Consider the following 15,058-nt stretch of genomic DNA (forward strand, 5'->3'; position numbering starts at 1 on the left):
CCGCAGATAAACGCAGATACTTTCAAGATAGTTTACGACTTTTGCAATATTGTCTAATTTACTATCATGATGATTTACCCCGATTTTTTTTGTCGCATAAGGTGCACATTGCGCACCCTAGCATGATGATTTACCGTGAATTTTTTAACCTTTCACGATCGCCCCAAAGTCAGCCAACACCCGCGCGTGATTCCGCAGCAAACCCAGTAAATTCAACCGATTTTGCTTAATTTCCGGGTCAGAATCCATCACCAAAACGCTTTCTGGCCCGTCGAAAAAGTTGCTGACAGTCGGAGCAATCTCAGTCAAGCTATCTACTAACTGCTGGTAATCGCGAGTTTGTTTGGAGAGCAGCGTTTGCGGCACTAACTGCACTACTGCATCGTAAAAAGCTTGTTCAGACGATTTTTGAAATAACTCTGGTTTCACCGCATTTTTCGGTTCCAATTCAACTTTATCCAAATCTCCTTGAGCCGCCAAACGAGTTGAACGGTTGACTGTTTCGTAAATTAGATCCAAAGTCTGGTTATTGCGGATTTCTTGGAGAAAAAGTGCTCTTTCCAGTGCGTCCAACAAATCTCTCAATGCTCGTTCAGTATATTCTGGGTCGTTTTCTCCCAAAACGGCATTTACCAAATCGTAATCTACATTCTTTTCTTCTTGCAACAAAGTCCGAATTCTTTGTAAGAAAAACTCGTATAACTGTGATAGCAACTCCGCTGGTGTTTCCGGGCGCGCTGCGGTAAATTCGGCAACAACTTCTGCGAGCAACTGGTGCAAATTGATTGGCAACTGAGCCGCCCAAATAATGTTAATTATTGCATTAGCGGCGCGGCGCAAAGCGAAGGGGTCGGATGAACCAGTCGGCAACATTCCCAAGCCGAAGATGCTGACTAAAGTATCTAATTTGTCGGCTATTCCGACAACTTGACCAGTCAGAGTTTGCGGCAAATTGTCGCCCGCACCTTTGGGCAAATAATGTTCAAAAATTGCTGTGGCTACTTCTTCCGATTCGCCACTTGCTAAGGCGTATTTCTGCCCCATGATTCCTTGCATTTCGGGAAGTTCGTAAACCATTTGGGTTACGAGGTCGGCTTTGCAAAGTAAGGCTGCTCTTGCTATGTAAGCTTGTTCTTCGCCTGTTATTTGCAGTTGAGTGGCGATGAGGCTGGCAATTTTGCACAGACGATCGACTTTTGCGCGTACTGTCCCCAAATCTTCCTGGAAAGTAACTGTTGCCAACTTGGGCAAATAATCCTCTAGAGGCTTTACCAAGTCTGCTTTGTAGAAAAACTGACCGTCTGCCAATCTCGCCCGCACTACTCGCTCGTTACCAGCAGCAATAATCGCCGCTTTAGCCGGGTCGCCGTTGGAAATTGTAATAAAATAGGGCAGCAGTTCGGGAAAATCCGGGCTTTTGAGAATCGGAAAATAGCGCTGGTTTGTGACAATAATTGTGGTGATTACTTCCGGCGGCAATATCAAAAATTCTTCGTCAAATTTCCCGACAACTGCGTTCGGCCATTCTACTAAGTCTGTGACTTCTTCTAACAAGTCTTCCGTAATGTCGGCGTAACCGCTTTGTTTTGTTGCTGCGGCTTCTACTTGTGCTTTAATTTGATTTTTGCGCTGGGATCGATCGACCTCCACGCAAGCAGCCCGCAGACACTCGACATAATCCTCGGCTTGGGGAATCGAGACAGGCTGCGGATGTAACACCCGGTGTCCTTGGGAAATTCGATCGCTCTTGACCGTATCCGAACCGCTCACCAATGTAATTGGCAGTACAGTATCATCCAACAGCGCCACTAGCGATCGAATCGGGCGCGGAAACTTCAAATCTCCGTCGGCCCAGCGCATAAATCTTTTGCCTTCTAACTTGTTAATCCACTGCGGCACAAGTTCTGTCAAAATATCCGCGGTCATCCGCCCCGGAATCTTTTTGAGCACAAACACAAAATCGCCTTTATCGGTAGCGCGAACTTCCAAAGCATCAATTTCTACGCCCTGCTTTTTCGCAAAACCTTCGGCTGCTTTCGTCGGTTTGCCATCTTTAAAAGCCGAACTCGCGGGCGGCCCTTTTACCTCTTCTTCTCTATCTAATTGCTGAACTGGCAGCCCTTTCACGAGAACTGCCAAACGCCTCGGAGTAGCGTATACATTAATAGAGTCATTTGTCAAGGATTCTTCTGCCAGCGTTGCAGGTACAAGTTGCTGCCACTGCTGGGCGCTGCCTGCGACAAAAGATGCGGGCAATTCTTCTGTACCGAGTTCTAATAAAAAGTTAGGCATATCGCACCGTAAGGGAATTTTGTTTAGGGTAATTTAAGGTAATTTATCCGATCGCCTGTTGGCGAAGCTTGCAGAAGAGGATCGTATATCTGAAAAATACTCAAAAATCCAGGATACCACGTAAAATCGGGGGTGAAAGACAATATTCTCGACAGCCCATGACCTTGGCGGAAAGACTAGGACAAGATTGGAAGTCACGACTTGAACAAGATTGCCCGGACGAAAATTCTAGCACCCGCGAGAGTGTTGTCCGCTGGCTGTTGGGAGACAAGCCCGAAAGATTTGACACTCTTAGCCCAACTCAATTGTCTGTCGCCTCTGGGGCGATCGACTTTTTATATCGAATTTTGATTTCTCGGTATCTGGGAGTACCGCCAGAAAAAGCTTACCGCAACTTGATCGGGCGGCTCGGCGGTTTAGTTGTCCTCCGGCAAAAAATCCAAGCGTGGGTGTCCCTGAGTCGCGACAGACAGCGGAGTGCGGTGGAGGTACTGCAAGAAGTGATTCAGGAAATGCTCAATTCCGATCGCTACCTGCAGCAGCAAGTCGCCTGGATTGCCGAATGCACCTCAGACAGACGTTTGCGAAATGCTTTGCTGCTAGCGAGCACAGAAGAATACTGCTTGCGCCCGATCCGCAACCAGCCGCTGCTGGTGTACCGTTTTGTCAACTACTTGCGGCGTGCCCAGCGGGGCGGGTTGACGCAAGTGCCTGCAGGAGACTGGGTGCGGCTGGTGTCGGAACAGGTTCTACCCGACGATACAGACGAACCGCTCAGCCTGCTAGACGAACAGGCAATGTCCGAGTATCGAGAAAATCAAGCTTGGGAAGAGCAGCAAACTCAGCGGCAGATTGTCCAACAAGAATTTGAGAATTACTTGGCCGCTGAAGTCGATCCCCTGGCTTCCCGGTGGCTGCGGCTTTACCTGCAAGGCCGTTCCCAAGAGGCAATTGCCGAGGAGTTGAAGGTTCCGATCAAGCAAATTTACCGCTTGCGAGAAAAAGTCAGTTACCACGCGATTCGGGTTTTTGCGGTCAAACAAGCACCGGAATTAGTCGCCAACTGGCTGGAAACTTCGCTCCAAGAACACAGTTTGGGCTTGACTCCGGCTCAGTGGCAGCAATATTTAGAAAACCTCACGCCGGTGCAGCGGCAGTTGGTAGAATCGCTGAAAGCAGGGAAAAGTGTAGAGGCGATCGCATCGGAATTAAAGCTGAAAACCAATCAAGTCATCGGCGAGTGGAGCAAACTCTATTTAGCAGCTCAATCGCTCCGCAACGAGTAGATTGGTAATGGGTGGCAGGCAATTGCTAATTGTTAATTGGCGGTAGCATTTTTCAGAATCCGCGCTACAAATCAATTCCCGAACAGCCACAGATTACTGCGAGTTTCCCTGTGGAAAACCGGGCGATGCCGCTTGTATCAAATCAGGTTAGATCGATCGGGATTTTGTAGCCCTGCCGTGACGATCGCGCTTTGAGACGATCGCAGTCAGCTCTCTGAGGTAAGATACTAGCAGCACGATCGACTTTTGAGGATTTTTTAACCAATCCTAAATTCAGCGGTTGCCCGTAAATCATCGGTTGTGGTGCATCTCTAATACTTGTGCATTAAAGACATAATTCTATTGTTGCCAGCCACGGGCATCAATCTCGGGCGATCGATGATAGTGGGTCTAGACTGCGCTAGTCATCATCTAGTTCTCAATCTGTTGGTAGAGTTTGAGGCTGCAATACAGAAGGGAGAAAATTCTGGGACTAAGGATTTTTCTTTAATAAAAGCTTCCGGTTGTTAGGCCAATTCCTCCGTCAGGGAAGTTGCAGCGTTTAATTTTATCGCATCAGGTTGGTGCGTCGCGCTCGATCGCGCTTCCAACTACAAAGCAGCTAATGGTACATACATCTTCAACAGACTCCGCAGCTACAATGGACTCCGATCGAATATTTCACCTAATCGATACAGTTGTCCCCTTTGAAGCTTGCCTTTACTATCAAGTTTTGCCTTTATCTCTAGAAGGTAATCAGTTTAAATTGGGCGTAGTCGATGCCCAAGATGACTCCGCCTTGGATTACGTGCAGCGGATTTTAGCTTACATGAATTGCTCAGTCACAACAGAGCCAATTGCCTCGGAAACTCAGCGCTCGATGCTCTCAGCTTACTTGCTGCACGGGAACCAGCTCCGAGAACCGAGCCAGACAGAAACCGCACCAGCCCCAACACCAAAAAATCCCGCACCCGCAACTTCAGGCCCCAATGCAGCAACGCTCCTGTCTGTGCCAGAAGCCTCGATGCCCGCTCCTGAGCGGTTTAAACCTGCTGGCGCTGAGGTTCCCCCAACACCGACACAGCTATCGGTTTTGAATGTCGAGGCTTTGCACTTGTCAAGCCCAGTCGAAGTTTTGGCAACTTTGCCCGCGCCCCAACTGCTGGAAGAATTGCTCGGTAGAGTGTTGCGAGAGGGTATCGGCCGCCTGTTTTTTGAGCGGCACCAGTCCCAAGGTCGCATTCTTTGGAGTCAAGATGGCGTTTTGAAATCGATGCTCGAAGGTATCGATATCGTCCTTTTCCAAGAGGTCATCGACGAGTTGAAGCGGCTGACAGATATGCCTGTTTGCCCGGTGGAACAGCCCAAACAAGTCGAAGTTGAGCGCATATATCAAAACACTCATTTGCTGTTGCGCTTGCGGGTAATGACGGTGGGCGGCAAGGAAGAAGCCACCCTGCAAGTTTTGCGGGGGGCAGCTTTGAGGTTTTACCAGCAACAGCAGTTGTCTACTTTGAGTCGGGACGCCCTGCGGCTGGCCGAAGAATTGCAGCGGAAAGTGAATCAAATTCGCGATCGAACTCGGCTTTCTCCTGTGCCTTTAGAGGGGTTGCCCGCTTTGGAACAGGTGATTAGAAATGTTGACGACCAAATTGAAGCTTTACTGCACGAACACAATCCCGATTAGCCATAATCAGCAATAGATCACTGTTTTGAATTTTTTTTAACTCATATCGTTTCCGGTTGTATCGGAATGATTTAACCGCAGAGGGCGCAGAGAACGCAGAGGGAGAGAATACAGAGAGGAATAATTCCAATGCTACCGGATTTGATATCACATCAAGTCGGGTCAAATAATAATAATTACGTTTGTAGTGAGGACTCAAGTCCAAGCGAGTTTTATGATAACTCAAGTCTTCACTACAAAACAATTTGATGGCAGTTGTGCGAGGTGACACAATATTATACAATTTCCCAAAAAGAATGCAACTGTATGCCCGTCATCTAAACCCTGGTAGTCATCATTCATTCCCAATCTAAAATCTAAAATCTAAAATGGTATTAGCCGTGCTCGAAAACATCCTTGTACTGCAATAAATCCAAACTCACAAAAACTGGCAAACACTGAAAACATTTCTGTGCAATTTCCCAGCGTTCTTCTCGCTGCAACATAGCAGTCAACTTTTGTTTAGCGCTCAGCAAATAGCGAACATCATTAGCAGCATAATTTAGTTGATCGTCCGAAAGATTAGTCGCATTTCCCCAGTCGGAACTTTGAGATGTTTTATTTAATTCTACCTTTTCGAGTTCTAGAATTAATTCTTTCAATCCGTGTCTGTTGGTATAAGTTCTAGCAAGTTTACTAGCTAGCTTGGTGCAGAAAACTGGTGCAATGTCAATACTTAAATTGTAACGCATTGTTGCCATATCAAAGCGCGCAAAATGAAATACTTTCTCAATATTTTCAGCTTCCATTAACTTCTTTAAATTCGGTGCTGCTGTCTGGCCTTTGGCAATCCGCACCACTGCAACTTTACCTTCGGGATTGCACAACTGAACCAAACACAAGCGATCGCGCCACGGCATCAAACCCATTGTTTCCGTATCAACGGCGATCGCCTCTGCTGTCAAATAGTAAGATAAGAGAGAATCGGGAATATCACGATCGCACACTTGAAAATCTGCAAATTCCATTATTAGTAATTGTTGACTGTTGACTGTTGACTGTTAACTGTTGAGTGTTGACTGTTAACTGTTGACTGTTGACTGTTAACTGCCTTCTGCCTTCTGCCTTCTTCCCTCTTCGCTCTTCCTTCTTCCTTCTTCCTTCAAATTACCGACTGAGAACAAAAAGCTGAGTAAAATAATACTCACCTTTGGCATTTTTGGCAATTCCAATACCTGTCACATTAAACTGACCTTCCATATTCTTGCGGTGGCCGTCACTTTTAATCCAACCCTCAACAGCATTGCGTACCGGGTCGCTGTAGCCAAAATTGTAAGCAAGATTTTCAGCTACACTTTTATAAGGAATCGTAATTGCTTTCGCCCGCCCCTCAAATCCATCGTGACTGAAACTTACTTTACCCTTAGCCATATCTTCGCTGTGAATTCTTGCTATCTGACTGATTCGCGGATCGATACTCAGCGGCGGCAACTTTTTAGATGCTCGGTATTGATTGATCTGTTGGTTAACCGCTTTTTCTAAGTCAGTAATAGCACTCGAAGCAACATTAGTATTCATGGGAGTTTGTGGCAGCGATCGCGTAGGAATGGAGGTGTCACACTTTGGCAGGATTGTCAACAATCCCAAGCAAATCGAAATCAAACCTTTGGACATGAAATCAAACGAGAAATAAAGTTAATTGTTACCAATTCCTACAGAGCGATCGCCCCACATTCCGCTAACCTAGATATTCAGAACCTTCGCTACAGTGTTCACGTCTTTGTCGCCGCGTCCGGAACAGTTAAGCACAATGCGCGGATTGCCTGTTAGCTGCGGACACAGAGTCTCTAAATAGGCGATCGCGTGAGCTGTTTCCAAAGCCGGAATAATCCCCTCCAACTGCGAAAGCCGCTGAAATGCTCCCAGTGCTTCTGCATCAGTTACGCTATAATATTCAGCCCTGCCCGCATCCTTCAAATAACTGTGTTCCGGTCCCACACCCGGATAATCCAAACCCGCACTAATCGAATGTGGCTCAATCACTTGACCTTCATTATCTTGCAGCAAATAACTCATTGCCCCGTGCAGAACTCCCACACTTCCCTTAGTCAAAGTAGCAGCGTGTTTATCAGTTTCCACACCTTCGCCCGCCGCTTCAATACCGATCAATCTGACAGTTTCTTCCCCGACAAACTCGTGGAAAAGACCCATTGCATTAGAACCGCCGCCGACGCAAGCTAATAAAATATCTGGCAAACCACCCCACTTTTCTTGACATTGAGCGCGGGTTTCTTGACCGATTATCGCATGGAAATCGCGCACCATCATCGGGTAAGGATGCGGGCCCGCTACCGAACCGAGAATGTAATGAGTTGTCTCCACATTTGTCACCCAATCGCGAATCGCTTCGGAAGTCGCATCTTTCAGCGTTCCCGTACCCGCCGCCACCGGCCGCACTTCTGCTCCCATCAAGCGCATTCTAAACACATTTAAAGCCTGTCTTTCCATGTCGTGAACGCCCATGTAGACAACGCATTCTATACCGAAACGAGCGCAAACTGTGGCGGTAGCAACGCCGTGTTGGCCGGCACCAGTTTCAGCAATTACCCGCTTTTTGCCCATGCGTTTTGCGAGCAATGCTTGAGCTAAAGCATTGTTGATTTTGTGAGCTCCGGTGTGGTTTAAATCTTCGCGTTTGAGGTAAATTTGCGGGCCAGTTCCGTCTGCTTTAGCGTAGTGCTCGGTGAGGCGTTCCGCAAAATACAAAGGGCTGGGGCGGCCGACATAATCTTTGAGCAATTGTTGAAGTTGCTGTTGAAATTCCGGTTCGCTGCTGTATTTGTGGAAAGCGGCTTCTAGTTCAAATAACGCCGGCATCAGGGTTTCGGGGACGTATTTGCCGCCGAATTTGCCGAATCTGCCGAGGGAGTCGGGGCGTTGGGCGCTGGTTTCGGTGGTGAGAGGCAGGGGAGTGACAGTCATTTGATTTTAGATTTTAGATTTTAGATTTTTTAGATTCGCGGGTAAGCTATAGGCTTGGTGTCGATCGTACCAAATTGGTTGTGGACTTGAGGCGATCGAACAAATTTCATTATAATTCCTTGAACGCTTGACGGGCTAATACAATAAGTAGAAGATAGAGCGCATTCCGAGCGATCGCAACCATACCCCAATCCGCTAAAACTAGAAATACCAGTAAAAAAAGTTCAAGCATTTTAACCTATGGCAGCATCAAAACGCAAAGATTCTGACAGCAAAACAACCGAGGGCAAACGAATAGTTTACTCCGAATTTGGCAGCGTTGACAACTCGGCAGCCCTCCAACGGGGAGTTGCCGAAGTTCCCCCCAATCAACAAAACCTCAAAATCGAAGCATCCCGAAAAGGACGAGGCGGCAAAACAGTTACAGTCATCAGCGGCTTTCAGGAAAAACCCGAAACATTAGCAACTTTAGCCAAGCAGCTAAAAGCCCAATGCGGTACTGGCGGCACAGTCAAAGATAATGAAATCGAAATTCAAGGCGAACACAAGCAAAAGCTTCTAGAAATTATCACAAAGTTAGGCTACAAAGCTAAAATTAGTGGAGGGTAAATTAGTCAATAGTCATCCGTGTATGGGCGGGACGAGTTTATGATATACTTAGTTTAAAACATAGATGGTTGGTAAAACCCGCCCCTACATCGCGCCAATTCTACGATCGCGAATCAACCAGAAATGATATTACCAATTACCGCCAATTTTTAATGTACACTCGACCTTTAGCTCGTTTAATCGAACAATTGCAGCGCTTGCCAGGAGTCGGCCCAAAAACAGCCCAGCGTTTAGCTTTACATATTTTGAAACGACCGGAAGAAGAAGTGCAAGCCCTAGCTAAATCTTTGATTGATGCCAAACAGCAAGTAGGTTTCTGTCAAGTATGCTTTCACTTATCTGCTGACCCTGTTTGCGAAATTTGCCGCAATACCAACCGCGACACTCATACCATTTGTGTAGTGTCAGAATCCCGCGACGTAATCGCTTTAGAAAAAACGCGGGAATATATGGGTAAATATCATGTTGTTGGCGGCGTTATATCGCCGATGGATGGAATTGGCCCGGAACAATTGAACATTCAACCATTAGTCCGGCGCGTCAGCCAGCAAAAGATTAAGGAAGTAATTATTGCTATTAGTCCCAGCGTGGAAGGCGAAACTACTACTCTTTATATCGGTCACTTATTAAAACCTTTTACCCTAGTGACGCGCATAGCTTTTGGTTTGCCGATGGGGGGAGATTTGGAATATGCCGATGAAGTTACATTGGCTCGCGCTTTGGAAGGAAGGAGGGAGTTGGATTAGTTGAAAACGGGTGATGGCTGATTTAAAAATAAGAGAAACGAACGGCGAATACGCCAAGGAAACAAAGGAAGAGAAGAGAGGATGAAGAGTTTACAATTGATGCGACAACAGCTATATCCTAAGTTTTTGCGATTGCTTCGCTGAGGCTCGTAATGACAAATTTGTAAGATATGAAACCCGCGTCGGCGGGTTTTGTCTGTGTAGCGACAGGTTGAAACCTGTCGGGTATTTGGTATTTGCTATTTGGTCTTGAGTTTCGTTGTTCCCTGTCGTCACTCCCGCGAAAGGGTAAACTGGAAAAAGTTACCGAGAGTAGTAAAAAATCATGACCAAATTCGATCGACCTTTCACCTACCCCACAACCCGCAAAATCGACCAAACAGACGACTACCACGGCGTCCAAGTACCCGACCCTTACAGGTGGCTGGAAAATCCTGACTCAGAGGAAACCCAAGCTTGGGTGGAAGCCCAAAATGCAGTCACCTTCGGCTACCTCAACGAAATTCCGGCGCGGGAAAAAATCAAACAGCGCCTGACTCAACTTTGGGATTACGAGAAATACGGCATACCTTTCAAAGAAGGATCTCGCTATTTCTACTACAAGAATGACGGTCTGCAAAATCAATCCGTACTCTATACTTTAACCTCCCTCGACAGCGAACCCAAAGTATTAATTGACCCCAACACACTCTCAGAAGATGGAACCGTTGCTTTGGGTAGCGTAGCTATCAGCGAAGACGGCAAATATATGGCTTACGGTTTGTCTACCTCCGGCTCGGATTGGCAAGAATGGAAAGTCCGCGATATCGAAACAGGTGCAGATTTATCGGATCATTTAAAGTGGGTGAAATTCTCAGGCGCCTCTTGGACTCACGACGGTCAAGGCTTTTTTTACAGCCGCTACGACGAACCCAACGAAAAAACCAAACTCGAAGATGTTAACTATTACCAAAAACTGTTTTATCACAAGTTAGGAACAGCCCAATCTGAAGACGTATTAATCTACGATCGCCCCGACCAAAAAGAATGGGGATTTAGCGGCGGCGTCACTGAAGACGGCAAATATCTAATTATATCAGTTTGGCAGGGAACTGAAACAAAAAACCTGATTTTCTATAAAGACTTAACTGCCCCTGAATCGCCTGTTGTAGAACTGATTAACGAATTCGAGGCAGAGTACAGCTTCATCGACAATGACGGCCCTCTGTTCTGGTTTCAAACTGACTTAAATGCACCCTGCGGCCGGGTAATTGCGATCGACACCAACAATCCCCCTCCTTTATCCCTCGCTGGCGATGACAGTCAAGGGAAATTTACAGAAATTATCCCCGAAGCAGCCGAAACCCTCCAAGGTATTGGCATCCTCAACAATCAATTTGTGGCTTCTTATCTGAAAGACGCTTACACCAAAATTAAAATCTTCAACTTAGACGGCTGTTTCGCGCGAGAAATAGCTTTGCCGGGAATCGGTTCGGCGGGAGGATTTGACGGCAAGCGGCACGATACCGAAACTTTTTATGCTTACACGAGTTTCACTACACCAAACACTATTTACCGCTACAAAATGGTGACAGGCGAAAGCACAATTTACCGCCAGCCGAATGTAGATTTTAACCCCGACGATTACGAGACAAAGCAAGTATTTTATCCCAGCAAAGACGGCACGCAAGTACCGATGTTTATCACCCACAAAAAAGGCTTGCAGCTTGATGGCAATAACCCCACTTATCTTTACGGATACGGCGGTTTTGGCGTGTCGCTAACTCCGAGTTTTTCCATTAGCAATGTGGTGTGGTTGGATCTGGGGGGAGTTTATGCGATCGCCTGTTTGCGGGGCGGCGGCGAGTACGGCGAATCATGGCACCAAGCAGGGACAAAGTTGAACAAGCAAAACGTGTTTGACGACTTTATCGGCGCGGCTGAATGGCTAATCGAAAACCAGTACACCAAACCGGCCAAATTGGCGATCGCAGGTGGAAGCAACGGCGGTTTATTAGTAGGGGCTTGCATGACTCAGCGACCGGAATTGTTCGGTGCGGCATTGCCCGCAGTCGGGGTTATGGATATGCTGCGCTTCCACAAGTTTACCATTGGTTGGGCCTGGACTTCGGAATACGGTTCTCCCGAAAATGCCGAGGAATTCCCGACAATTTACGGCTATTCTCCCCTGCACAACCTCAAACCGGGAACGGCTTATCCGGCGACAATGATTACAACTGCCGATCACGACGATCGCGTGGTTCCGGCCCACAGTTTCAAGTTTGCTTCTGCTTTGCAAGAAACCCACGCGGGAGAAAAACCCGTGTTAATTCGGATAGAAACTAAAGCGGGACACGGAGGCGGCAAGCCTACTGCTAAAGTGATTGAAGAATTGGCTGATGAATGGGCTTTTTTAGTGCGCGAACTCGACATTGACGCTTAGCAAGCCGCGTTAGAGGGTGCGATCGACGCAGTTTGATGATTTAGATAGAAAGACGGTGTAAAGGGCGATCGTTCTTTTTGTATTCAAGGGCGATCGTTCTTTTTTGTCACCGAAATCCTGATATTAACATATATAATTTTCCACGTTTTTTTTATTAACTTTTGTAGCGTTGAGTGGCTATTATTACATTGCTGTGAGTTTACTGCACGCCAAATTCGTATAAATATAAGTATAAATCTCTAGAAGTTTGGTCCTCTCAACTTGCAACAGCGATCGCACCTCAAAGCCAAAATCTGCCAATTTTTAGGAAATTAATATTTTCAGTATATTTACGGTTCAAGCTGTCTGATCCAGCCTCGATATCACCAGACGAAGCAAAGCGCTATGAGGGGTCTGACCCCTTGTGCTGATAAATCCGTAAGTAATTTACCATATAACTAACCTTAGACCTGATATCATTTTTCCCAAAAATAGAGCATCTTGGCTAATACAAAGGCTGTCACCCCTTATTCATGTTAGAATTTCCAGCCATGGGCCGCATCAGGACATCCTAGGGCGATCGCAGTAAATCCTGTCTAATGATTGACTAAGATCATAAATAACAAATAGAGGTAACTATTATGTATCTTTAAAAAATAATTTTTAAAACTTTATAGTTGAAAGTTTATCGTCATCTATGAAAAGGGGTAGCTTAGATTTAGCAACCAAATTAACCAAAAATTAAAACCATCCCAACCAAATCTGTCAGGCGCGCAAACACGGAAATCTACCAATATGGAAACTAAAATCTTGAGACAAGCCAGCTATAAAACAGAGACTGCTAGCCGAAAAAATCTAGCGATTGTGGATTCAAAAGTAGAAAACTACCAACAGTTGCTCAGGGGAGTGAAAAGCGATACAGAAGTAATCCTGCTCGATAGAACCCGGGATGGAATCGAACAAATTGCCGAAATTGCAGCCTCGCGGCACAGCCTCAACAGCATTCAAATAGTTGCTCACGGCGCATCAGCATCAGTAGAAATCGGCTCAACAGAACTCAATATTCACAATATAGAAACCTATTCCCGCCAATTGCAGCAGTGGGGGAAAGCTCTCACAGAAACAGGTAGTATTCTGCTGTTAAGTTGCAACACAGGTGCCGGGGAATCAGGTCTAAAATTCATACAAAAAATCAGCGAAATAACAGGAGCAAATATTGCCGCTTCCAATAATTTAACAGGGAGTGCAGCATTAGGTGGCAACTGGGAATTAGAAATTACCACAGGACAAATAAATACCGAATTAGCCTTTGAAAAAAAAGTCCTAGAAAGCTACACATCAGTCCTGGCTACCTTAGCTGCTGAAGAATTTAAAAATTCAACAGTAATCGGGCCTTGGATATATGGAGTTGGCAACACGACTACAGCTAACCCAGGCTTAACCGCAGGTAGTACACAAAACCTCAGCGGCGTTATTCCCGCTTTAGGGACTGGCGATCCAGCCGGAACAGGTACTTTGAGATTAACCTCAAACGCCTTTGGACAATCAGCTTTTGTAATCTACAACAACCCCATCTTGGCAACTGAGGGCCTGAGAGTTACCTTTGATTTCTTTGCCTATAACAGAGGTAATGTCCCCGATGTGAATGGTGCCACCGATGGTGCGGATGGCATTAGTTTTTTCCTGATTGACGGAACAGCTACGCCAACAAAAGCGGGAGGCTTTGGCGGATCTCTCGGTTATGCTCAGAATACTAATTCAAATTCACCGGGTATTGTAGGAGGTTATTTAGGTGTCGGATTAGACGAGTTTGGCAATTATTCTAGCACTATTGCTGGAAAACAGGGCGGCAGCTCGAACACTCCAGACAAGCTACCTGATGCAGTAGGACTTAGAGGCAGGGAAAGCATAATCCCAACCGAAAACTATAAATTTTTAGGTTCTAGTCTTTTAACTAACACTTTGACTGGCGTTTCCATTGGCATAGACAATAAAGATACAAGCATTCGCGCTGAAGCTAAACGATCCGTCCAAGTTACCTTATTCCCGACTACCTCAGCAACACCTAACCGTCTTACAGTTGCCTTAGACTTGGACAGCAACGGCACATTTGATGCGGGCGAAACACTGCTCGATATACCAAATTTGGCAATCGTAAACGGAGAAGTGCCACGTACTTTTAAATTTGGCTTTGCTGCTTCGACAGGAGGCAACACAAACATTCACGAAGTTAACAATGTCATCGTCCAAAGTATAGATCCGCCTACACTCGTAGCCGACGTTTCCATTGTTAAAAAAGGCCCGCTCTATGCCATACCCAATAGCACCATTACCTATACGATTACCTCCACAAATAACGGGCCAGACAGCGCCGAAAGCGTCCTGATTCAAGATCCCCTCCCAGAGGGCTTAAGTTTCGTCGGCGCCTCCGACCTCGCCACATACAATCCCACAACGAGGACGGTCATCTGGCCGGCGATTCCGACTCTGGCTAACGGTGCTAGCGAAACCCGCACCATCACCGCAAGAGTTCCGGCAACAGGCGGTGCTGCCTTAACTAACACTGCCTATAGTACCTCCAGCACTTTTGATCCAAATCTAGCTAACAACAATAGTTCCCAACCCATCTCTCAAGTCTCAACTACAATTGTTGCTGCTCTTGCCGACCTAGTGACCACCAAAAGCGGGACTGCAGCAGCAGCACCAGGTGAAAGAGTTACTTACACAATTTCGACAGTCAACAACGGCCCAAGCACAGCCGAAAACGTCACCATTACCGACACCATCCTTCCGAATTTAACAGGAGTCATCCCCTCCAACGGCGGTGTCTACGATCCGGCTACAGGTATAGTCACCTTCGCCGCAGGCAGCGTCACCAACACAGCCACCGTCACCAACACAGTCAGCTTCATCGCACCTGCATCCGGCAGCGTCAGCAACACCGCCCGAAGTACCTCAACTACGACTGACCCCACTCCCGCCAACAACCAAGCTACATTCACCACACCTCTGACACCTAGTGCCGACCTAGTGACCACCAAAAGCGGGACTGCAGCAGCAGCACCAGGTGAAAGAGTTACTTACACAATTTCGACAG

At 46.6% G+C, this 15,058-nt stretch carries 11 protein-coding genes; 6 read left to right on the forward strand and 5 right to left on the reverse strand.

All coding sequences use genetic code 11. From position 1 onward, the window contains the following. Nucleotides 1-144: 144 nt before the first annotated feature. Nucleotides 145-2,292, reverse strand: a complete 2,148-nt coding sequence (gene glyS / locus QUA33_RS08715) for a glycine--tRNA ligase subunit beta (RefSeq protein ID WP_333148109.1) — start codon at nt 2,290-2,292, stop codon at nt 145-147. 158 nt (nt 2,293-2,450) lie between these two features. On the opposite strand from glyS, the gene QUA33_RS08720 reads away from it, so the two are divergent. Beyond that, a complete protein-coding gene (locus tag QUA33_RS08720; protein ID WP_333148111.1) occupies nt 2,451-3,578 on the forward strand; it encodes a HetZ-related protein 2 in 1,128 nt (375 codons plus the stop codon). A gap of 142 nt (nt 3,579-3,720) precedes the next feature. Here QUA33_RS08720 and QUA33_RS08725 read toward each other — a convergent pair whose 3' ends face one another. Then, complete coding sequence (locus tag QUA33_RS08725; protein WP_333148113.1) at nt 3,721-3,873, reverse strand: hypothetical protein; 153 nt, start codon at nt 3,871-3,873, stop codon at nt 3,721-3,723. A gap of 309 nt (nt 3,874-4,182) precedes the next feature. On the opposite strand from QUA33_RS08725, the gene QUA33_RS08730 reads away from it, so the two are divergent. Further along, nucleotides 4,183-5,244, forward strand: coding sequence for a GspE/PulE/PilB domain-containing protein (locus QUA33_RS08730; protein WP_333148115.1), 1,062 nt, complete (start codon nt 4,183-4,185; stop codon nt 5,242-5,244). Between the two features lie 374 nt (nt 5,245-5,618). Here QUA33_RS08730 and QUA33_RS08735 read toward each other — a convergent pair whose 3' ends face one another. The 3 genes from QUA33_RS08735 to trpB all read right to left on the reverse strand — a co-directional run bounded on the left by QUA33_RS08735 (nt 5,619) and on the right by trpB (nt 8,205). Beyond that, on the reverse strand, nt 5,619-6,251 hold the full coding sequence (locus QUA33_RS08735) for a ribonuclease D (protein WP_333148117.1): 633 nt from the start codon (nt 6,249-6,251) through the stop codon (nt 5,619-5,621). 139 nt (nt 6,252-6,390) lie between these two features. Further along, a complete protein-coding gene (locus QUA33_RS08740; protein WP_333148119.1) occupies nt 6,391-6,897 on the reverse strand; it encodes a CAP domain-containing protein in 507 nt (168 codons plus the stop codon). Nucleotides 6,898-6,966: 69 nt separating this feature from the next. After that, nucleotides 6,967-8,205: a tryptophan synthase subunit beta gene (gene trpB / locus QUA33_RS08745; protein WP_333148121.1), complete on the reverse strand. Its 1,239-nt coding sequence runs from the start codon at nt 8,203-8,205 to the stop codon at nt 6,967-6,969. A gap of 240 nt (nt 8,206-8,445) precedes the next feature. On the opposite strand from trpB, the gene QUA33_RS08750 reads away from it, so the two are divergent. The 4 genes from QUA33_RS08750 to QUA33_RS08765 all read left to right on the forward strand — a co-directional run. After that, the gene (locus QUA33_RS08750) at nt 8,446-8,814 is read left to right on the forward strand and encodes a translation initiation factor (RefSeq protein ID WP_333069865.1); all 369 of its coding nucleotides are present in this window, start codon (nt 8,446-8,448) and stop codon (nt 8,812-8,814) included. 152 nt (nt 8,815-8,966) lie between these two features. After that, complete coding sequence (gene recR / locus QUA33_RS08755) at nt 8,967-9,560, forward strand: recombination mediator RecR (protein WP_333046856.1); 594 nt, start codon at nt 8,967-8,969, stop codon at nt 9,558-9,560. A 325-nt stretch (nt 9,561-9,885) separates the two neighbouring features. Next, nucleotides 9,886-11,982 carry a prolyl oligopeptidase family serine peptidase gene (locus tag QUA33_RS08760; RefSeq protein ID WP_333148123.1) on the forward strand — a complete coding sequence of 699 codons (2,097 nt, stop codon included), beginning with the start codon at nt 9,886-9,888 and terminating at the stop codon, nt 11,980-11,982. A 774-nt stretch (nt 11,983-12,756) separates the two neighbouring features. Beyond that, nucleotides 12,757-15,058: DUF4347 domain-containing protein (locus QUA33_RS08765; protein ID WP_333148125.1), on the forward strand; the 2,302-nt coding region annotated here is incomplete at its 3' end.

Source organism: Microcoleus sp. Pol14D4 (genome assembly GCF_036701245.1).
GTDB lineage: Bacteria > Cyanobacteriota > Cyanobacteriia > Cyanobacteriales > Microcoleaceae > Microcoleus.